The organism is Actinomadura sp. 6K520, assembly GCF_004349245.1.
Classification (GTDB): Bacteria; Actinomycetota; Actinomycetes; order Streptosporangiales; family Streptosporangiaceae; genus Spirillospora.
Genome location: NZ_SMLC01000045.1, coordinates 1 through 19,154 on the forward strand (window position 1 = coordinate 1; position 19,154 = coordinate 19,154).

The window sequence follows — 19,154 nt, forward strand, 5'->3', positions numbered from 1 at the left end:
CCGCACGCCCCTCCCATCCAGTCAGCCCCCCCGTATCGGGCCTCCACATCCGGAAGGTCCTCCCGAGCGAACAGCCCACCCGAGCGGACGGACCTGCCATGCGGACGGCCCACCCGCTCGGGCGACCTCCCGGGCTGTGACGGTTTCCTTCCCGGCGATGGTGGCCCTCGGCTGGATGACGTGGTCCTTCGGTATGTGGAGGATGGCTTTGGTTCGCTGCTGCGTTGTCTCGACCCTCGCCGGTTGTCCGGAGGCCCGTCAGCACCGCTTCCGCCGAGCGGAAGAACCTGTGTCCGCGGCCTTGTCCACCCGGAAGGATCTCGAGCATGTGTTGTCGTCCAGGGATGGGTGGCCCATGACCGTCGAGGTGTTCACCGCGTACGGTGCCGTGCGCGGAGCGCGCGAGGACGGCCTCGCCGTCTTCCGCGGTATCCCTTTCGCCCGTCCACCCGTGGGCTCGCTGCGCTTCGCCGCGCCCGAACCTCCCGAACGATGGGAAGGATCACGTCCCGCCGCCGCGTTCGGCCCCGCGCCGCCGCAGTCGTCCGCACTCGCGCCCGGTATGCCGCAGACGACCGGTGACGACTGGCTGACCTGCAACGTCTGGACGCCCGACCCGGGCGCCGGGGGCCTCCCGGTGATGGTGTGGATCTACGGCGGCGCCTACATCATCGGGCACTCCTCCGACCCTGGCTACGACGGCGCGGTGCTGTCGCGCGGGGGCGGCGTCGTCGTGGTGACGTTCAACTACCGCGTGGCCATGGAGGGGTTCGGGCAGATCGAGGGCGCGCCCGCCAACCGCGGCCTCCTGGATCAGGTCGCCGCGCTCACCTGGGTCCACGACAACATCGCGGCCTTCGGCGGTGACCCGGACAACGTCACGGTCTTCGGCGAGTCCGCCGGCGCGGGCTCCATCGCGGCTCTGCTCGCCATGCCGCGTGCCTCCGGTCTGTTCCACCGTGCGATCGCGCAAAGCGTTCCGGGCACGTTCTTCTCCCCCGCTCTGGCGGACGACGTCAGCGCCGTGATCGCCGCCAAGGCCGGTGTCCGTCCGGTTCGTCAGGCTCTCGCTGAGATTCCTCCCGCCCGCTTGATGGAGTCCGTGGACGCCGTCGCCGCCACCATGGCGCGGTATCCGCAATGGGGACCGGTGGCGATGACCCCGACCCCGTTCTCCCCGGTCGTGGACGGCGATGTGCTGCCGCGAACCCCCTGGGCGGCGCTGGCCGCAGGGTCCGCCCGCGACATCCCGCTGATCACCGGGCACAACCGTGACGAGTACCGCCTCTTCATCGCGATGGGCGGGCTCCTCGGCAAGATCACGGATGAGCAGGCCACGACCGCCTTGTGCACCTTCGCTCCCGACCCGACGGCCTACCGCGACGCCTACCCCGATGCCCGCGCGGAGACCTTGTACGAGCTCGTCCACTCCGACTGGCTCTTCCGGATGCCGACACTGCACCTCGCGGAGGCGCAGGCCGGCGCGGGGGGCCGCGTGCATCTGTACGAGCTGGCCTGGTCCGCGAACGGTCTCGGCGCTTGTCACGCCTTGGACATCCCCCTGGTTTGGGGCAATCTCGCAGGCGGCCTGGCCGACCTCCTCATCAGCGACCGAACCGCCGCCGAGCAGCTGTCGGCGAGGATCCGTCCCGCCTGGACGGGTTTTGCGACATCCGACGACCCGGGCTGGCCCGCCTACGAACCGTCGCAGCGACTCACTCACATTTTCGACACATCGCCCACGATCGCCCCTTATCCGGAGGAGGCGTCACGCAGGCTGTGGGCGGACCACACCTTCACCGCCCTTTCGCTCACCCGCTGACCGGCCCCCGGGGGATGGAGGCGGCCCAAGCTTCCCAGGGCCGCGCCCATCCCCCGGACCGGCCCGGCCCGAGGCGGGCGGGTGCCCGCCGTGCGCCGTGGGCGTGAGGCCGGGGGCCGTCGGCGTGATGCCGGGCCGTAGGTGCGGCGCGGCCAGCCAACGGGCGGGCGAGTCCGCACGGTTCCCGGCGCGGCGGTGCGGTACCTCCATCGCCGCCCGCAGTCACCGGTCGGCGGAACCCGTGTGGCGCTGAAGGCACGGGCACGGAACTCGGCGTCCTCGGCCCAGCTTCGCGCCTACGATTGATCAGCACCCGCCGGCCGGCCACCGCAGGGGTGCGACGTGGCCCACCTGGAGGGCGGCGATCACGATCACGGGGAAGGCACGGTATGAGCGACAGGGACGCGCAGGCTCGGATACGGGAAATCTGCCTCTCACTTCCGGAGACGACGGAGAAGCCATTCGGCGGGCACACGGCACCCTCCTTCAGGGTTCGCGACAAGCTGTTCGTAATGACCAGTGAGGACGGACTCTCGATGACTTTCAAGGCCGGCCCAGGAGTACAGGAGGCTCTGGTGGCGGAGGCCCCCGAGCGTTTTTTCGTCCCGAAGTACGTGGGAAGCAAGGGATGGGTGGGTGCTCGCCTCGACGTCGACCATGACTGGGACGAGATGGCCGAACTCGTCCAGGACAGCTATCGCCTCATCGCACCGAAACGCCTGGTGAAGCTGCTTGAGGACCGGTAGGCGCCGTCAGTGTTGACGGGCGAGTCGGGCCAGGCGGAGGGCCAGGCGCTCCATGGTCGCGTCGTCGGGCGTCCAGCCTCGGTGGAGCATTGCGGTGAGCAGAGCCTCCAGATAGGGCGCCGGACGGCGTAAGAAGTGCTTGGTAAAGGGAATGATTTCCCACCCCATCTCCCGGGCCAGCCATGCTCGCCGACGCTCGTCGTGCGCGCGGGCCGTCCGACCGCTGTGATATCGCTCGCCGTCGTACTCGACACCGACCCGGAATTCTGGATATCCGAGGTCGACGTATAGCCATTTTCGATGCGGCCCCATGACCGGAACCTGGGCTTCAGGGCGCGGAAACCCGGACTTCACGACGGCGACCCGGGTCCAGCTCTCACCGGGAGAGGCCGCGCCGCGATCGCTGAGGTGGATGACCTCTCGCAGGCGCTTGTTTCCGCGATAGCCCGGGAGAGCACGAGCCATCTTGGTGAGCTCCTCAGAGGCCACCCCCCGTCCGAGGAACTGGTCCAGTGCCGCGACCGCTTCGTAGCGAGGCAATCAGCGGGCGCAGTCCAAAGCCGTCCGGGTGAGCGACGTGATGCGGACACCGGCCTCTTCCACCACATGGTCGGCCGGAACCATCACGCTGCGGGCACCGACCAGGGACGCCCCGTTCGAGCCCAGCAACGAGCCCCCCGAGTCGGTGGAAGGGGCCGGTGAGGGAGACGAAGCGAGAGGTGACGACGTCGGCACGGCGGACGGGTATCCGGTTCCGGCCAGCACGGCCCACTCGATGTCCCAGTCGGCCTCGTCCACTCCCGGCGGTAAGACATCGAGTCCCCAGATCCATGCCGCGGTCCGGCGGACCATGACGACGTCCTCCGGCAAGAGGCTGCTGAGCGCGGCGGCTCGTGCGACGAGCGAGGCTCCTATCAAGGGGATGCGGTCCACACCGGTCCCGACGGGGACGATCGAACCGGCGGCCGTGCGTCTCCAGGAAATGCTGAATCCGTCCATGGGCACCGATGATGGCCGGGCGGGCAGCGGCCGGTAAGGCGGTCTCGACAATGTGGATAAGTCTGGATAGCCGCAGGTCAGAGACCGAGACGGCGAAGGAGCCGCAGGCGGCCGCGAAAGCGCGATCCCGGCGGCCGCTTGCCATGCAAGTCGACTTCACTGATCCGGCCAGGCCGGACGCGTGACCGCCCCCTTACCTGCCGGCGGCGACAGCCGCCCAGTCGCCGATGCGCTTGATCAGGTGGGGTGTGGCGGCCACTTCCGCATGGCCGAACGCCGGTTCGATCCATAGTTCGCGCGGGTCGTGCGCGGCGTCGTACAACTGCCGACCGTGTTCGAGGGGGAAGAACGCATCCGCGTCCCCATGGACGATGAGGAGCGGCACCGGAGCGATCCGTCCGACGACCTCGCGGGGAGCTTCCGGCACGGGGTCCCACCCGTTACGGGCGATCCGGGTCCCGCGGGCCAACCTGACCGCCAGTCGGCCGGCGCGTCGTTCGATCGCCCAGTGCACGCGCCGCATCGGCACAGTGTCGCGGTAGTACCAGCGAGCAGGCGCGCTCACCGACACCACTGCATCGATCCCGCCGTGCAAGGCCGCGTGCCTGATACCGATGGCTCCGCCCATGGAGAACCCCGTGACGACGATCCGCTCGTATCCTCTACGGCGCGCCGCGGCGACCACCGCATCGATGTCGAGCACCTCGCGGTCGCCCACGGTGGAGTGGCCGCCGGACCTGCCGTGTCCACGGAAGTCCAGCCCGATGACCCCGCCTCGCCGGTTGAGGACACCGGCGATCCGGCGGAGTGCGGGCTGCCGCCAGGAGCACGTGAAACCGTGCGCCAGGACGAAGCACAGATCGCCGCCGCCCCTCAGATGACCTGCGTCGATCCGTACGCCATCGGCGGTGTACAGCGTGAGAGATTCGGGCATCACCACGATCTCCATGATCGGGCATCAGCCTGCGATCATGAGCTTTCCCCCGTTGCCTCGTCCAGCAGCCGGCCTGCGTCCTGACCAGCGGGAACATATTTCATCGGGAGATCATCGGCAACTTCTCGGATTTTTCCGGTGCCCACCCGTCGGAGAAGCGGCCCGCCGAACGATGGAGGGGTATGAACCACCCGGGACGACGCCAGCCAGACCCCGGGGCGACGCTGCTCGATCTCTATGACGCGGCGCTCCCGGAGGTCTACGGCTACCCGCTGTCCCGGTGCGGCCGGCGCGGCCTGGCCGAGGACCTCACGGCCGAGACCTTCCTGGCCGCCGTGAAGGCGGTGCGCAAGCAGCCGCCCCCGAAGCTGTCGGTCGCCTGGCTCATCGGGGTGGCCCGTCCCATCTTCGCGGCGCGGCTGCGGGAACGCCTGCGGCGCGCGCTGCTGCAACCCACGGGAGACACCATGACCACCACCCAGGAGACACCCGCGCAGGTGCGTACGCTCACGCCGTACCTCTGCGTCGACGACGGAGAGCACGCCCTGCGCTGGTACGCGGACGCCTTCGGCGCCGAGGTCCGCGGCGAGCCCATCGTGATGGAGGACGGCCGCGTCGGTCACGCGGAGCTGGCACTCGGCGACTCCATCATGATGCTCGCCGACGAGTGGCCCGAACTCGGGCTGCTCGGCCCCAAGGCGCGCGGCGGCCCGAGCCAGTCGCTCTACCTGCAGGTCCCCGACGTCGACGTGGTCTTCTCCCGCGCAGTAGAACTCGGCGCCACCCCCGACCGGCCCGTGGCGGACCACCCGTACGGCCGCAACGGTGTGGTCACGGACCCGTTCGGACACCGCTGGATGATCACGACCCCGCCCGCGCCCGCCCCGTCCCGCCTGCGCCACGGCGACGTCGGATACACCTCGATCCGGGTCCCCGACGTCGAACGTGCCGCCGCGTTCTACGGCGCCGTCCTGGGATGGCACGCGGTACCTGGGAGCGACCCGTCCGCCCGTCAGGTCGAGGGACTGCCCGAGCAGCACATCGGTATGTTCGGCGGTCAGCAGCACCGCACCGCCTACCTGGCCTTCGCCGTCGAGGACATCCACCAGACGATCCGACGGATCCGCGACGCGGGCGGCCGGGCCGAAGAACCGACCGAAGAGCCCTACGGCCTGTCCGCCATGTGCACGGACGACCAGGGCATGGAGTTCTCGATCTACCAACCGCCCAGCCCCGTCGAGCGCAGGCTCGCGGAAAGGGCCGGGTTCACTCCGCAGCACGGCGAGATCTCCTACCTCACGATCGGCGTCCCCGACATCGCCCGCGCGCATTCCTTCTACAGCACCGTCCTGGGCTGGGAGTTCACCCCGGGTCACACCCCCGGCGGCTGGAGCGTCCAACTCGGCGGCACGGAGATACAGCCGATGACCGGCATGCACGGCGGCACCGAACATCCCGTCGTGGTCCCGGTGTACGCGGTCGACGACATCCAGTCCGCCGTCTCCCGTGTCCGCGAGGCCGGCGGCACCGCGACGGAGCCCGCCCGGCAGTCCTACGGCACCACCGCGCAATGCAGCGACGACCAAGGCACCCACTTCTACCTCGCCCAACGCTGATCGTCACCTTGCGGCCCTCCGGGGAGTAAGTGGAACATCCGGCCGGTGTGAGGCTGAACGGTGAGTGCGCGGGGTACGTAGTCGGATGTGTCTGGAGGGCTGGGTGACCGACGGGCTCGGGCCCGGTCGGTATGGGCGGCGGCGATCGTGCGGATTCCGTGAAGGCGCGCGAGACCCGGCGGGACGGCGCAGAGGGAGCCGGCGGCTCTGCGGTTCCCGCCGAGCGTGACGCCGGTGACTACGCACGTCAGACGATGGTGTCCTCGGCGCAGGCGCATGAACGGGCCGCGCACCTGCTGGAGCGGATGGCCGACGCGCACCCGGAGGAGGCCGAGTCGCATCGGCAGTCGGCGAAGCGCCATCTCAGATGGGCCGAGAATGACCGGAAACTCGCGGAGGAGTATGCGCCCGAGGCGGCGACCCCGACAGTCGGTGACGGGGCTCTAGCGGGGAATGAAAGATGACCGCCGACGGCGCTCACCGCCGGGTGGTTCAGGAGCGGCGGGTGACAGGAGAGGCTTCAGATAGCCGATGCCCTCGTGACGGCCGTCCGCCATGTCGTGTTCGATGCCGTGCAGGACATCGCTCACCGCCCCGGGGAGTCTTGTAAGGCTCCTTACCACCGAGGACCCCGCAGCTCAATCGATCAGGCGAGCTGTGGTGGGAGCGGGCAGTGTGTAAAGATCAGGTATCCCGAGGAGGTCGCTGTGCGAATTGGTGCTCTGTTGGTCGAACGCGGCGAGGCCGATGCGCTCGGCAAGCTGGCGGATGATGTGCGGCGCGCCGCCGACGACGGGTTCACCTCGGCGTGGATCTCGCAGATCTTCGGGCTGGACGCGCAGCTGGCGCTGGCCGTCGCGGGAAGCGGCGTGCCGGACATCGAACTCGGCACCGCGGTGGTGCCGACGTACCCGCGGCACCCGGCGGTGATGGCGCAGCAGGCGAGAACGACGGCGCTCGCGCTGCAGGGGCGATTCACCCTCGGCATCGGGCTGTCGCACAAGATCGTCATCGAGGACATGTACGGGTACGACTTCGACCGGCCGCTGCGTCACATGGACGAGTACCTGTCGGTCCTGTTGCCGCTGCTGGCGGGCGAAAGCGCGTCGTTCAAGGGCGAGACCCTTCAGGGCAACATCGGCCTTTCCGTTCCGAACGAAGGACGGGTGCCGGTGCTTCTCGCGGCGCTCGGTCCCAAGATGCTCAAGCTGGCGGCGGAAAGGACGGACGGCACCGTGCTGTGGATGACCGGCCCCGTCACCGTCCGCGAGCACATCGCGCCGACCATCACCGCGGCGGCCAAGGCGGCGGGACGACCGGACCCACGGGTGGTGTGCGTGCTGCCGGTGTGCGTCACGGACGAGACCGAGCACGCGCGGGAGCAGGCGGGCCAGACCTTCGAGGTGTACGGGATGCTGCCGTCCTACCGAGCGATGATGGACCGCGAAGGCGTGGACGGGCCCGCCGACCTCGCCATCGTCGGCGACGAGGACAAGGTCGCGGCCAAGCTGGACGAACTGGCGAAAGCGGGCGTCACCGATTTCGTCGCGGCCGAATACATCCCCGGCGAGAGCCGCGGCCGGACCAGAGAGTTCCTCAAGTCCTACCTGGCCGGCTGACCTCATAGGCCATCCGCCGACCGCAGCCCCTCGCCGTCCAGCGCCGCGGGGTCGCTGGGGCTTGGGTGGGGGTGATGTCGGAGTTCAAGGGGATTTGCTGCCTGATAGCGTTGCGATGCTGCGCGCCAGGAGCGAAGTCCGGTGTGAATCCGGCGCTGTCCCGCAACTGTGGAGCCCGCTCTGAGTGGGCCGAGCCAGGTCGCCTCCTAGCGCGCCGACGATTGTCGACCTCGTGGAAGGGCGATCCGTCATGTGCGGGCCGCGGCTTCCCTGTTGCCAGGAGGCTCCTGTGAGACCCGTCCGTTCCCTCGGCGCGGTGATGGTGCTCGTCGCCGCGCTCGCCACCGGATGCGGTGGCGGCACCGATTCGTCCGGTGACGCGACGTCCAGCGCCAGGACCGTCACGGTCCAGGCCGCCAACGGGGCGGTGACCGTCCCGGCCAAGCCCGAGCGCATCGTGTCGCTGTCCCCCGCCCATACCGAGACGCTGTTCGCCATCGGCGCCGGGCCGCAGGTGGTGGCGGTGGACGACTACTCCGACCACCCGCCCAACGCGCCCAAGACGAAGCTGTCGGGCTTCAAGCCGAACGCCGAGGCGGTCATCGAGTACAAGCCGGACCTCGTCGTCGTGTCCGACGACCTGAACGGCATCGTCAAGGCACTGGAGAAGGTGCGGATCCCCGTCCTGCTGGAGCCGGCGGCCGGCAACCTGGACGAGGCCTACGACGAGATCCGCGACCTCGGGCTGGCCACCGGGCACTCCGACGAGGCGGACAAGCTCGTCACGGACATGCAGGCGAGCATCAAGGAGACCGTCGACGCCTCGTCGAAGGCCAAGGGCCTCACGTACTACCACGAGCTCGACAACCAGCTGCACTCGGTGACGTCCAAGACGTTCGTCGGCCAGGTCTACGGGCTGTTCGGCCTCCGCAACATCGCCGACGAGGCGGACGGCGCGAACAGCGGGTACCCGCAGCTGTCGCGCGAGTTCCTCCTCAAGCAGGACCCCGACCTGATCTTCCTCGCCGACACCAAGTGCTGCGGCCAGAACGCCGGGACCGTCGCCAAGCGCCCCGGCTGGTCGGACCTGGGCGCGGTCGAGAACGGCGGCGTGATCGAGCTCGACGACGCCATCGCCTCCCGCTGGGGTCCCCGCCTGCCCGAGTTCGTCAAGGCGATCGGCGCCGCGGTGCAGAAGGTCCAGTGATCGACGCACTGGACGGCCGGCCGTGAGTCCGCGGCTTCGCCGCGCGTCCGCGGGGACGTCTCCGGACGTCCCCGCGGACGTCGCGGCTCGTCCCGTCCTGCCGGCCGGGCAGGCCAGGCTGCGGCCGGTTTCGCTCCTGGTCGCGATGGTGCTGCTGGCGGCGACGCTGCTGGCGGGGCTGCTGGTAGGGGCGGCCGGCCTGCCGGTCGGCGGAGTGCTGAAGGCGCTGGCCGACAGGCTCCCGTTCGTGCAGGTGGACAGCGGGCTCAGCGTCATCGACGAGAACATCCTGTTCCAGTTGCGCGTGCCGAGGGCGCTTTTGGCGGCGCTGGTCGGCGGGATGCTCGCGATGGCGGGCGCCGGGTACCAGGGCGTGTTCCGCAATCCGCTCGCCGACCCGTACCTGCTGGGCGCGGCGGCGGGCGCCGGTGTCGGCGCGACGATGGTGATCGTGCTGATGCCGGGCGACCCCGGGTACGCCGTGCCGCTCGCCGCGTTCGTGGGCGCCATCTCCGGCGTGTTCCTGGCGTACGTGCTGGGCAACACGGCGGGACGCGCGAGCGGGGCGGCGACGCTGGTGCTGGCCGGGGTCGCGGTGTCGTCCTTCCTGGCCTCGGTGCAGACGTTCCTGCAGCAGGTCAAGGCGGAGGAACTGCAACGGATCTTCTCGTGGCTGCTCGGCGGCGTCGGGTCGGCCGACTGGCGGCAGCTCGCGCTGATCGCCCCGTACTCGCTGGCGTCGACGGTGGTGCTGCTCGCGCACGGTCGGCTGCTGGACGTGCTGAGCGTCGGCGACGAGGAGGCGGCGTCGCTGGGCCTGGCGGCGTCGCGGGTGCGGCTGACGGTGCTGGTCGCGGCGTCGCTGGCGACGGCGTGCGCGGTCGCGGTCAGCGGGCTGATCGGGTTCGTAGGGATCGTGGTCCCGCACGTGGTGCGCCGCCTGGCGGGCAGTTCGTACCGGATCGTGCTGCCCTTGTCGCTGCTGGGCGGTGCCGCTTTCCTCGGTATGGCGGACCTCGTGGCGCGCACGGTGATCGAGCCCGCGGAGCTTCCGCTCGGTGTGGTCACCGCGTTCGTCGGCGGGCCGTTCTTCGTCGCGGTGCTGCGCGCGAGCCGCAGGGAGGTGGAGATGTGACGGTGCTGGTGCGGGACCTGGACGTGGCCCTGGGCGGGCGGCCGGTCCTGAACGGTGTGTCGCTGGACGCCCCCGCCGGGTCGTGGACGGCGATCATCGGCCCGAACGGCGCGGGCAAGTCGACGCTGCTGCGCGCCGTCCTCGGCCTGGTCCCGTCCCATGGCGAGGTGACCGTGGCGGGTGTGGACCTCGGGACGCTGAAGCCGCGGCAGCGGGCCCGCCTGATCGCCTACACGCCGCAGAACCCGAACCTTCCGGTGGGGATGACGGCGTTCGACTACACGCTGCTCGGCCGGTCCCCCTACATCCCGCACCTGGGCCGGGAGGGCGCGCGGGACCGGGTCATCACCGCGGAGGTCCTCGACCGCCTCGACCTCACCGCCTTCGCGGCCCGTCCCCTGGGGCACCTTTCGGGCGGTGAGCGGCAGCGGGTGGTGCTGGCGCGGGCGCTGGCCCAGCAGACGTCGGTGCTGCTGCTGGACGAGCCGACCGCCGCCCTCGACATCGGCCACCAGCAGCAGGTGATGGAGCTGATCGACCGGCTGCGGCTGTCCGACGAGCTGACGGTGGTGACGACCATCCATGATCTGACGCTGGCGGGGCAGTACGCCGACCGGCTGGTCCTCATCTCGGCCGGGCGGGTGGCCGTGGCGGGCGAACCCGCGCAGGTCCTCACCCGCGCCGCCGTCGAGGAGCACTTCGACGCCCGGGTACGGGTCACCCCCGGTGCCGGCGGCCGGCCGGTCCTGTCGCTGGAGCGCCCGTGAACCTCGAGACGGTGTGGCGTGCGGAGGACGGGGCGCGCCTCGCCGCGACGGTGTGGCGGGCGGGAGACGGGTACCGGATGATCTCGTCGGCGATGCTGGGCGGCGGGGTCGGCCCCGCCCGGTGGGTGCTGAACGCGCAGGTCGCGGGAGGCTACTCGCGGATGGATCCGGTCGTGCACCTGACGGAACTCGCGGCGTCGTACGGCCTGGACGGGCCGGGCGTCGGGATGCTCACCGCGGCCTCGGTGTCCCGGACCATGCGCCGGGACGACGGGGGCGTGCGCGTCTCGGCGACGGTGGGGCTCCGGGTCCCGACCTGGGCCGCGTCCCCCGCCGGCCGACCGGACCCGGAGCTGGCCCCGATGCACCTGGACGGGGCGCCGCCCCCGGCGTGGTCCCCCGGGACCGTCAACATCGTCGTCGCCGTGCCCGTGCCGCTGAGCGACGCGGCACTGGTGAACGCGGTGATGACCGTCACCGAGGCCAAGACCCAGGCGCTTCTGGAGGCCGGATACTCGTGCACGGGCACCGCTTCCGACGCCGTCTGCGTCGCGGCGGCCACGGGCGGCGCGGGGGCGGCGGCGACCGGGCCTGCGGAGCCGTTCGCGGGCCCCCGTTCCACGTGGGGGGCCAGGATCGCCCGGGCCGTGCACGCGGCCGTCCATGCGGGCGCCCTCGACTACACCGCCTACCTGAGCACCCGGAACCGGCACCGGCCGGGCTGATCGCGCCCGTCCCCGGCAGGCGCCGGCCGCCGTACCACCCCGGTGCGATACGGCGGCCGGCTCAGGGCCAGTGCAGTGTGGGGAAGGGCCTCACCTCCTCGCGGTACGTCGGTCGGCCGGCATGACCGTCAGCCGGCGTAGGGCAGGTGGCGTCCGTTGCGCTGCGAGCCGTTGCGCTGCGAGCCGTTGTGCTGGGTGCCGTTGTACTGCGAGCCGTGTCTCCCGGGGTCGGTGGCGAGCGGGTCGCCGAAGTCCAGGGACGAGCCGCCCGGCGGCATCGGATGCAGCCCCGTCGGCGGTTCCCGGTCGACCACCGGGCGGGGGCCGCCGTCGCGGGGCCCGCCCGCGAGGGCGGTGAGCGCGTCGACCCGGCGGCGGGCCCGGTCGGCCTCGGCGCGTGCGGCGTCGCGTTCGGCGGTCAGCGCCTTCACCGCCGCCCGGAGTTCCTCGGCGGTGCGGGTCAGCTGCCAGTTGTGCTGCTCCAGCTCACGTGCCCGCGCCTGGAACTGGTCGAGGTCGGCGACGGCCTGGCCGCGTTTGGCCTCGGCGTCGCGGACGGCGGAGCGCAGGTCGTCGGTGGCGCGCTTCGCCGCCTCCGCCTCGACGCGCTGCCCCTCCACCAGGGTCTCGGCCTCCGACAGCCGCCCGTGCAGGGACACCAGTTCCGCGCGGGCGTTCTCCAGGGAGGCGAGCAGTTCGCCTTCGCGGGAGGCGAAGCGGTCGCGTTCGCGTTCCGCGGCGAGCCGGGCGGCGCCGGCGGTGTCGGCCTCCTCCCTGGCCTCCTGCCGTTCGCGCCCGGCGGCGTCGCGTTCGGCGGTCAGGCGCTCGGCCTCGGCGCGGGCCGCCGCGGCCTCCTGCTCGGCGGCGTCCGCGCGGGCGCGGGCGGTCGCGGTCTCCCGCCAGGCGACCTCGGCCTGCCGCTGCGACGCGTCCCGTTCCCGCTGCGCGATCGCGATGTGCCCGGCGGCGTCGGCCTGGGCGTCGGCGATGCGCCGTTCGACGCCGGCGACGCTCAACTCGGACATGAGGGAGCCGGCGAGCCGGTCCGCGGCGCCCTCCAGCCGCTCGACCATCTCCCAGGCCCAGGCGACCTGGCCGGTGAGGCCGGGGGCCTGCCGGCCGCGGTCGCGGCTCTCCCGGGCGGAGCGCTCGCATCCCCCGTCGTTGTCCTGGCAGTAGCGGACGGTGCGGGCGCCGCGCACCGGCTGCGGCACGGGGCGTCCGCAGCCGGCGCACGGCCAGACCGCGACCGGGTCGCCGAGGCGCGCGATCCCGGCGCGGTCGTCGTCGCCCGGCGCGGGCTGCCGCGCGACGTCGCCGTACGTCCGGGCGGCCTCCGCCGGCGGCTGCGCCGGGTCGGTTTCCGCGGCGGGCTCGCCGCCCGGTTCGCCGCCGGGCGCCGGGTCCGCGCCGAAGTCGCCGCGGGACGCGGACGCCGACCCCGTGAAGGAGGAGGCCGGGTCGGGCTGGAGAGCGGAGTCGGGGATGACGGGAAGGTCGGTCTTCGTCGGGGAAGGGGGCGGGGCCACGTCGTCGAACGGGGCGACCTTCTGGTCCTTCATGTGCCGTTGTACGCAGGAACCCCCGGAGGCGTTCGACGTTCCCGGCAACGACTTCGGCCCCGTCCCTCCCCGGTGGCCCGCGGGCACGTTCAGCCCGCGTGTTCCCCCAGGTAGCCCTCCCTTACGCGGCGCCGGCTGAGCTTGCCGGACGGGGTGCGCGGCAGCGACTCGCGGAACTCGATCCGGCGCGGATGCTTCAGTTTCGCCAGCCGCGGCTCGCAGTGCGCGAGCAGGTCCGCGGCCAGGGCGTCGCCGGGTACGGCGCCCTCGGCCGGCTCCACGAGCGCGACCACGATCTGCCCCCAGTCGTCGTCCGGGACGCCGATGACGGCGACGTCGCCGACCGCCGGGTGCTGCAGCAGGGCGTTCTCGATCTCGGCCGGGTAGATGTTCACGCCGCCGGCGATGATGAGGTCGGTGCGGCGGTCGCTCATGAAGAGCCAGCCGTCCTCGTCGAGGTGGCCGAGGTCGCCGGGCGTGTAGAAGTCGCCGCGCATGGCGGCGGCGGTCTTGCCGGGGTCGCCGTGGTACTCGAAGCCGGGCTGCCCGCTCGCGTAGATCAGGCCGGTCTCCCCCGGCGGCAGCTCGGCGCCCTCCGGGTCGAGGATCTTGAGCTGCACGCCGTCGACCGCGCGCCCGACCGTGCCGGGACGGGCGAGCCACTGCTCGGGGGTGGCGACGACGACCGGGCCGCTCTCGGTGCTGCCGTAGTACTCGTAGAGGACGGGCCCCCACCAGTCCATCATCCGCTGCTTGGTCTCGACGGGAATGGGCGCGGCGCTGTGGTACACCTGCCGCAGCGACGACAGGTCGTAGCGTGCGCGGACGTCGTCCGGCAGGGCGAGCATGCGGTGGAACATCGTCGGCACCATGAACGAGTTCGTCACGCCGTGCCGCTGGATCAGCTCCAGCGTCTGCTCGGGCCGGAAGTGCGGGACGACCACGAGGGCGTGGCCGAGGTTGAGCGACATCAGCGCGTGGACGCACGGCGCGGAGTGGTAGAGCGGGCCGATGGCGAGGTGCACCTCGTCGCCCGGTTCGAGGCCGAGGTGCCGCATCAGCGTCTGCCTCATGAGGTCGAGCACCAGTTCCGGCGGGACGTCGAGGAGCGGCCGCCGGACGCCCTTCGGCCGGCCCGTCGTCCCGGACGTGTAGAGCATGATCGAGCCCATCTGCCGCCTGGCGGGCGGTTCGGCGCCGCCCGTGGCGCAGAGCGCGGCCATGGAGCCGTAGCCCTGGGCGGGGTCGACGCTCACGCGCCCCTCGGCGGGGATGCCCGCCTCGTCCGCCGCGCCCGTCACGACGTCGGCGAACGCGCTCTCGGTCACAACCGCCTTGGCGCCGCTGTCGGCCAGGATGTACCCGATCTCCGGCGCGGTCAGGTGACGGCTCACGGGAACGAGGTACAGGCCGCTCTGGAACGCGGCCAGCAGGACGGTGAGGAACTCGGGCCGGTTGCCGAGAACGGTCGCCAGCGAGTCACCGGGACGCAGCCCGAGCCCGCCCAGCGCGTTCGACAGGCGGTTCACCTCGGCGTGCAACTCGCCGTAGGACATCGGTTCCCCGGGGGCCAGGATGGCCGGGCGGTCCGGGTGATTCTGCGCGATCTCGTAGAAGCCGACACCCTCGACGCCCATACGGCACTCCTCAGTCCGGGGTCAGACGGTCAAGAAATGACCTTCGGTACATCTGACCCAGTACGGCATGGCCGCGTCAAGGATGCGACCGCTCCTCCGCGCCGGAACAGCGGGGCCCTACCAGGTCAAACGGCTTCCCGGCCGGCCCCGTCCAAGGCGGCGCGGGCCATGGTGTGGAGGAGGTCGCCCATCGCGTCGCGGTCGAGCCCGGCGGCGCTGCGCGGGGTGGAGTTGAGCAGGCCGAAGCAGGCGTGGACGGCCGCGCGGGTGCGGCCGTCCCGCAGGCCGGGGTGCAGGCGGCGCAGGACGGCGACCCATTCCTCCACGTAGGCGCGCTGCAGCCGGCGGATCCGGTGGCGCTGCGGCTCGGGGACGTTGTCCAGCTCCCGCTCGTGCACGGTGATCAGCGCGGGGTTGTCCAGGGCGAACGCGATGTGCCAGCGCAGCAGCGCGTCCAGGGCGCGGCCGGGGTCGGGCTCGGCGGCGCGGCGGGCGCCCTCGGCGAGCAGCCGCTCGCTGATGTCGAGGAGCATCTCGGCGAGGACGGCCTCCTTGCCGCTGAAGTGCCGGTACAGGGCGGGGCCGGTGAGGCCGACGGCCCGTCCGACGTCGCCGATGGACGCCCCGTGGAAGCCGCGGCGCGCGAACAGCTCCGCCGCGGCGCCGAGGATCTCGGCCCGGCGCGGGTTGGGCGGGCCTGCCGGGGCGGCGGGCCCGGCGGCCGCCCCGGCGGGGCGGGACGTCATGCGAGCCAGTCTAGACTAGAGTTGTTAACGGTGATTAACATCGGCATTGTTAACGGTCGTTAACCGGGAAGGGGGGTCATGAGCGGACCCGAGATCGGCTCCCGCGCCGACCTGGCGGCCGAGGCGTTCAAGGCGAGCGCCGCCCACAACGAGGCGCTCGCCGCGGAGCTGCGCGAGCACCTCGACCGGGCCGGGCGCGGCGGCCCCGAGCGGGCACGCGAGCGGCACGTCGCACGCGGCAAGCTGCTCCCCCGCGACCGGGTCGACACGCTCCTCGACCCCGGATCGCCCTTCCTGGAACTGTCGCCGCTGGCCGCGAACGGAATGTACGGGGACGAGGCCCCCGGCGCCGGGATCATCACGGGAGTCGGGCGGATCTCCGGGCGCGAATGCGTCGTCGTCGCCAACGACGCCACCGTCAAGGGCGGCACCTACTACCCGGTCACGGTGAAGAAGCACCTGCGCGCCCAGGAGGTGGCGCTGCACAACCGCCTCCCCTGCGTCTACCTGGTCGACTCCGGCGGCGCGTTCCTGCCCCGGCAGGACGAGGTGTTCCCCGACCGCGAGCATTTCGGCCGCATCTTCTACAACCAGGCCACGATGTCGGGACGCGGCATCCCGCAGATCGCGGCGGTGCTGGGATCGTGCACGGCGGGCGGCGCGTACGTCCCGGCGATGAGCGACGAGGCCGTCATCGTCCGCGGCCAGGGGACGATCTTCCTGGGCGGGCCGCCGCTGGTGAAGGCGGCCACCGGCGAGGTCGTCACGGCCGAGGAGCTGGGCGGCGGCGAACTGCACTCCCGCACGTCGGGCGTCACCGACCACCTAGCCGAGGACGACGCGCACGCGCTGCGGATCGTCCGCGACATCGTCGGCACGCTCGGGCCGCGCGAACCGCGCCCGTGGGACGCCGCGCCGTCCGAGGCCCCGGCCCTGGATCCGGCGGAGCTGTACGGAATCGTCCCGCCGGACCCGCGCACCCCCTACGACGTGCGCGAGGTCATCGCCCGCATCGTGGACGGCAGCCGCTTCCAGGAGTTCAAGAAGGAGTACGGTCCCACGCTCGTCACCGGCTTCGCCCGCATCCACGGGCATCCGGTCGGGATCGTCGCCAACAACGGCATCCTGTTCGGCGAGTCGGCGCAGAAGGGCGCGCACTTCATCGAGCTGTGCGACCGGCGCAGCGTCCCGCTCGTGTTCCTGCAGAACATCACCGGGTTCATGGTCGGCCGCGAGTACGAGGCGGGCGGCATCGCCAAGCACGGCGCCAAGATGGTCACCGCCGTCGCCTGCGCCCGGGTCCCGAAGTTCACCGTCGTCATCGGCGGCTCGTTCGGCGCCGGGAACTACGCCATGTGCGGGCGCGCCTATTCGCCCCGCTTCCTGTGGATGTGGCCGAACGCCCGGATCTCGGTGATGGGCGGGGAGCAGGCGGCGAGCGTGCTGGCCACCGTCCGCCGCGACCAGATGGAGGCGCGCGGCGAGGAGTGGCCCGCGCGGGACGAGGAGGATTTCAAGGCCCCGATCCGCGAGCAGTACGAGGCCCAGGGGAACCCGTACTACTCGACGGCCCGGCTGTGGGACGACGGGGTGATCGACCCGCTCGACACCCGGCGCGTGCTGGGGCTCGGGCTCTCGGCCGCCGCCAACGCGCCGCTGGAGCCGGTCGGCTACGGCGTCTTCCGGATGTGAGGGTGTGATGTTCGACAGCGTCCTGGTCGCCAACCGCGGGGAGATCGCCGTCCGCGTCTTCCGCACGCTGCGGCGGCTCGGTGTCCGGGCGGTGGCCGTCCACACCGACGCCGACGCCCTGTCGCGGCACGTCCGGGAGGCGGACGAGGCCCTGCGCGTCCCGTCGTACCTGGACATCGAGGCCGTGCTCGCGGCGGCCCGCGACTCGGGGGCGTCGGCCGTGCACCCGGGGTACGGCTTCCTCGCGGAGAACGCGGAGTTCGCGCGGGCGTGCGGCGCGGCGGGGCTGGTGTTCGTCGGCCCGCCGGCCGAGGCGATCGAGGCGATGGGCGACAAGATCCGCGCGAAGCGGACGGTCGCCGCGGCCGGCGTCCCCGTCGTCCCCGGCCGGGACGAACCGGGCCTTACGGACGCCGAGCTGCAGGCTGCCGCGCTGGAGATCGGGCTGCCGGTGCTGCTGAAGCCGTCCGCGGGCGGCGGCGGGAAGGGGATGCGGCTCGTCCGCGACGCGGCGGACCTGCCGGAGGCCATCGCGTCCGCCCGCCGCGAGGCCCGCGGCTCGTTCGGCGACGACACGCTGCTCGCCGAGCGGTTCGTCGAGAACCCCCGGCACATCGAGATCCAGATCTTCGCGGACGCCCACGGCAACGCGCTCCACCTGGGCGAACGCGAGTGCAGCCTGCAACGCCGCCACCAGAAGATCATCGAGGAGGCGCCGTCCCCGCTGCTGGACGCCGCCGCGCGGGACCGGATGGGCACCGCCGCCGTCGCCGCGGCCCGCGCCGTCGGGTACGCGGGCGCCGGGACGGTCGAGTACATCGTCTCCGCCGACCGCCCGGACGAGTTCTTCTTCATGGAGATGAACACCCGGCTCCAGGTCGAGCACCCGGTCACCGAGCTGGTGACCGGCCTCGACCTGGTCGAACTGCAGCTCCGGGCGGCGGCCGGCGAGCCGCTCCCGCTCACCCAGGACGACGTCCGCCTCGCCGGCCACTCGATCGAGGCCCGCGTCTACGCCGAGGACCCGGCGCGCGGTTTCCTGCCGACCGGCGGACGCGTCCTCGCTCTGGCCGAACCGGCCGGCGCCCGCGTCGACTCCGGGCTCGACGTCGGCACCGAGATCGGCGGCTCCTACGACCCGATGCTCGCCAAGGTGATCGTCCACGGCGCCGACCGCGCCGAGGCCCTGCACCGTCTCGACCGGGCCCTCGCCTCCTACACGCTGCTGGGCGTCCCGACGAACGTCGCGTTCCTGCGGTCGCTGCTGCGGCATCCGCCGGTCGTGGCGGGCGACCTCGACACCGGCCTGGTCGAGCGCGCCGTGGACGACCTGGTGTCCGGCGCGGCGGTCCCGCCCGAGGTGCTGGCCGCCGCCGCGCTGGAACGGATGCGGGCCCTCGAAACGGGGGACGACCCCTGGGACATCCCGGACGGCTGGCGGCCCGGCGCGCACGCCTGGGCGCCGTGGATCATCACGCCGTCCGGTGGCGAGCCGGTCGAGGTCCGCGTGCAGGGGCGCGCCGGGGCCGCGCTGGTCGCCGTCGGCGGCGGCCCCCCGGTACCGGCCGCGCTGAACGGCCCGTTCACCCTGACCTACGCTGGGAGGACGACCTCGTTCACGGCCGCCCGCGACGGGCACGTCCTGTGGCTCGGCCGCGACGGGCACGCGTGGGCGCTCGGCGAGCACGTCCGCGCCGAGGCGGGCGCGGCGTCCGCCGGGACGGGCGACGGGGTGTTGCGCAGCCCGATGCCGGGCACGGTCCTGGCCGTCAAGGCGGCCGAGGGCGACCGGGTGTCGGCGGGGCAGCCGCTCGTGGTCGTCGAGGCGATGAAGATGGAGCACGCCGTCACCGCGCCGCTGTCCGGCGTGGTGGCGAAGCTGCCGGTACGCGCGGGCGCGCAGGTCGCCCTCGACGCGGTGCTGGCCGTGATCGAGGAGGAATGACG

At 72.3% G+C, this 19,154-nt stretch carries 16 protein-coding genes and 1 riboswitch; of the genes, 10 read left to right on the forward strand and 6 right to left on the reverse strand.

Going from position 1 to position 19,154, the window contains the following annotated elements:
* Nucleotides 1–355: 355 nt before the first annotated feature.
* Together E1289_RS14665 and E1289_RS14670 are read left to right on the forward strand one after the other, a co-directional pair.
* Nucleotides 356–1,822, forward strand: a complete 1,467-nt coding sequence (locus E1289_RS14665) for a carboxylesterase family protein (protein ID WP_131980312.1) — start codon at nucleotides 356–358, stop codon at nucleotides 1,820–1,822.
* A 389-nt stretch (nucleotides 1,823–2,211) separates the two neighbouring features.
* On the forward strand, nucleotides 2,212–2,568 hold the full coding sequence (locus tag E1289_RS14670; protein WP_131980314.1) for an MmcQ/YjbR family DNA-binding protein: 357 nt from the start codon (nucleotides 2,212–2,214) through the stop codon (nucleotides 2,566–2,568).
* Between the two features lie 6 nt (nucleotides 2,569–2,574).
* Here the strand turns inward: E1289_RS14670 and E1289_RS14675 are convergent, their stop codons facing one another.
* The 3 genes from E1289_RS14675 to E1289_RS14685 all read right to left on the reverse strand — a co-directional run bounded on the left by E1289_RS14675 (nucleotide 2,575) and on the right by E1289_RS14685 (nucleotide 4,516).
* Nucleotides 2,575–3,057 carry a hypothetical protein gene (locus tag E1289_RS14675; RefSeq protein WP_131980316.1) on the reverse strand — a complete coding sequence of 161 codons (483 nt, stop codon included), beginning with the start codon at nucleotides 3,055–3,057 and terminating at the stop codon, nucleotides 2,575–2,577.
* A gap of 51 nt (nucleotides 3,058–3,108) precedes the next feature.
* A complete protein-coding gene (locus E1289_RS14680) occupies nucleotides 3,109–3,567 on the reverse strand; it encodes a hypothetical protein (RefSeq protein ID WP_131980318.1) in 459 nt (152 codons plus the stop codon).
* A gap of 193 nt (nucleotides 3,568–3,760) precedes the next feature.
* Entirely contained in the window at nucleotides 3,761–4,516 is a 756-nt protein-coding gene (locus E1289_RS14685; protein ID WP_131980320.1) for an alpha/beta fold hydrolase, read from the reverse strand.
* Nucleotides 4,517–4,683: 167 nt separating this feature from the next.
* Between E1289_RS14685 and E1289_RS14690 the strand changes: the two genes are divergently transcribed.
* The 6 genes from E1289_RS14690 (at nucleotide 4,684) to E1289_RS14715 (ending at nucleotide 11,570) form a co-directional block, all read left to right on the forward strand.
* A complete protein-coding gene (locus E1289_RS14690) occupies nucleotides 4,684–6,117 on the forward strand; it encodes a VOC family protein (protein WP_131980322.1) in 1,434 nt (477 codons plus the stop codon).
* Nucleotides 6,118–6,824: 707 nt separating this feature from the next.
* Entirely contained in the window at nucleotides 6,825–7,736 is a 912-nt protein-coding gene (locus E1289_RS14695; RefSeq protein ID WP_131980324.1) for an LLM class F420-dependent oxidoreductase, read from the forward strand.
* 107 nt (nucleotides 7,737–7,843) lie between these two features.
* Nucleotides 7,844–7,985: riboswitch (adenosylcobalamin (AdoCbl) riboswitch) on the forward strand.
* A gap of 40 nt (nucleotides 7,986–8,025) precedes the next feature.
* Nucleotides 8,026–8,943 (forward strand): ABC transporter substrate-binding protein, encoded by a 918-nt coding sequence (locus E1289_RS14700; protein WP_131980326.1) that lies wholly within the window; start codon nucleotides 8,026–8,028, stop codon nucleotides 8,941–8,943.
* A 145-nt stretch (nucleotides 8,944–9,088) separates the two neighbouring features.
* Nucleotides 9,089–10,078, forward strand: coding sequence for an iron ABC transporter permease (locus E1289_RS14705; protein ID WP_131980386.1), 990 nt, complete (start codon nucleotides 9,089–9,091; stop codon nucleotides 10,076–10,078).
* On the forward strand, nucleotides 10,075–10,845 hold the full coding sequence (locus tag E1289_RS14710) for an ABC transporter ATP-binding protein (protein WP_131980328.1): 771 nt from the start codon (nucleotides 10,075–10,077) through the stop codon (nucleotides 10,843–10,845). The genes E1289_RS14705 and E1289_RS14710 overlap by 4 nt, the downstream gene beginning before the upstream one ends.
* Entirely contained in the window at nucleotides 10,842–11,570 is a 729-nt protein-coding gene (locus E1289_RS14715) for an adenosylcobinamide amidohydrolase (protein WP_243712828.1), read from the forward strand. The genes E1289_RS14710 and E1289_RS14715 overlap by 4 nt, the downstream gene beginning before the upstream one ends.
* A 128-nt stretch (nucleotides 11,571–11,698) precedes the next feature.
* Here the strand turns inward: E1289_RS14715 and E1289_RS14720 are convergent, their stop codons facing one another.
* The 3 genes from E1289_RS14720 to E1289_RS14730 all read right to left on the reverse strand — a co-directional run bounded on the left by E1289_RS14720 (nucleotide 11,699) and on the right by E1289_RS14730 (nucleotide 15,515).
* Nucleotides 11,699–13,132 (reverse strand): chromosome segregation ATPase, encoded by a 1,434-nt coding sequence (locus E1289_RS14720; RefSeq protein ID WP_131980330.1) that lies wholly within the window; start codon nucleotides 13,130–13,132, stop codon nucleotides 11,699–11,701.
* A gap of 89 nt (nucleotides 13,133–13,221) precedes the next feature.
* Entirely contained in the window at nucleotides 13,222–14,769 is a 1,548-nt protein-coding gene (locus E1289_RS14725) for an AMP-binding protein (protein ID WP_131980332.1), read from the reverse strand.
* Between the two features lie 125 nt (nucleotides 14,770–14,894).
* Nucleotides 14,895–15,515 carry a TetR/AcrR family transcriptional regulator gene (locus E1289_RS14730; RefSeq protein ID WP_131980334.1) on the reverse strand — a complete coding sequence of 207 codons (621 nt, stop codon included), beginning with the start codon at nucleotides 15,513–15,515 and terminating at the stop codon, nucleotides 14,895–14,897.
* 78 nt (nucleotides 15,516–15,593) lie between these two features.
* Here E1289_RS14730 and E1289_RS14735 point away from each other — a divergent pair, with 78 nt between their 5' ends.
* Both E1289_RS14735 and E1289_RS14740 read left to right on the forward strand, forming a co-directional pair.
* Entirely contained in the window at nucleotides 15,594–17,207 is a 1,614-nt protein-coding gene (locus E1289_RS14735) for a carboxyl transferase domain-containing protein (protein ID WP_131980336.1), read from the forward strand.
* A gap of 7 nt (nucleotides 17,208–17,214) precedes the next feature.
* The gene (locus E1289_RS14740) at nucleotides 17,215–19,152 is read left to right on the forward strand and encodes a biotin carboxylase N-terminal domain-containing protein (protein ID WP_131980338.1); all 1,938 of its coding nucleotides are present in this window, start codon (nucleotides 17,215–17,217) and stop codon (nucleotides 19,150–19,152) included.
* Nucleotides 19,153–19,154 lie beyond the last annotated feature (2 nt).

Coding starts and splice junctions, on each gene's coding strand:
- E1289_RS14665 (WP_131980312.1), top strand. CDS start 356: ATGACCGTCGAGGTGTTCACCGCGTACGGTGCCGTGCGCGGAGCGCGC.
- E1289_RS14670 (WP_131980314.1), top strand. CDS start 2,212: ATGAGCGACAGGGACGCGCAGGCTCGGATACGGGAAATCTGCCTCTCA.
- E1289_RS14680 (WP_131980318.1), bottom strand. CDS start 3,567: ATGGACGGATTCAGCATTTCCTGGAGACGCACGGCCGCCGGTTCGATC.
- E1289_RS14685 (WP_131980320.1), bottom strand. CDS start 4,516: ATGGAGATCGTGGTGATGCCCGAATCTCTCACGCTGTACACCGCCGAT.
- E1289_RS14690 (WP_131980322.1), top strand. CDS start 4,684: ATGAACCACCCGGGACGACGCCAGCCAGACCCCGGGGCGACGCTGCTC.
- E1289_RS14705 (WP_131980386.1), top strand. CDS start 9,089: ATGGTGCTGCTGGCGGCGACGCTGCTGGCGGGGCTGCTGGTAGGGGCG.
- E1289_RS14720 (WP_131980330.1), bottom strand. CDS start 13,132: ATGAAGGACCAGAAGGTCGCCCCGTTCGACGACGTGGCCCCGCCCCCT.
- E1289_RS14725 (WP_131980332.1), bottom strand. CDS start 14,769: ATGGGCGTCGAGGGTGTCGGCTTCTACGAGATCGCGCAGAATCACCCG.
- E1289_RS14730 (WP_131980334.1), bottom strand. CDS start 15,515: ATGACGTCCCGCCCCGCCGGGGCGGCCGCCGGGCCCGCCGCCCCGGCA.
- E1289_RS14735 (WP_131980336.1), top strand. CDS start 15,594: ATGAGCGGACCCGAGATCGGCTCCCGCGCCGACCTGGCGGCCGAGGCG.
- E1289_RS14740 (WP_131980338.1), top strand. CDS start 17,215: ATGTTCGACAGCGTCCTGGTCGCCAACCGCGGGGAGATCGCCGTCCGC.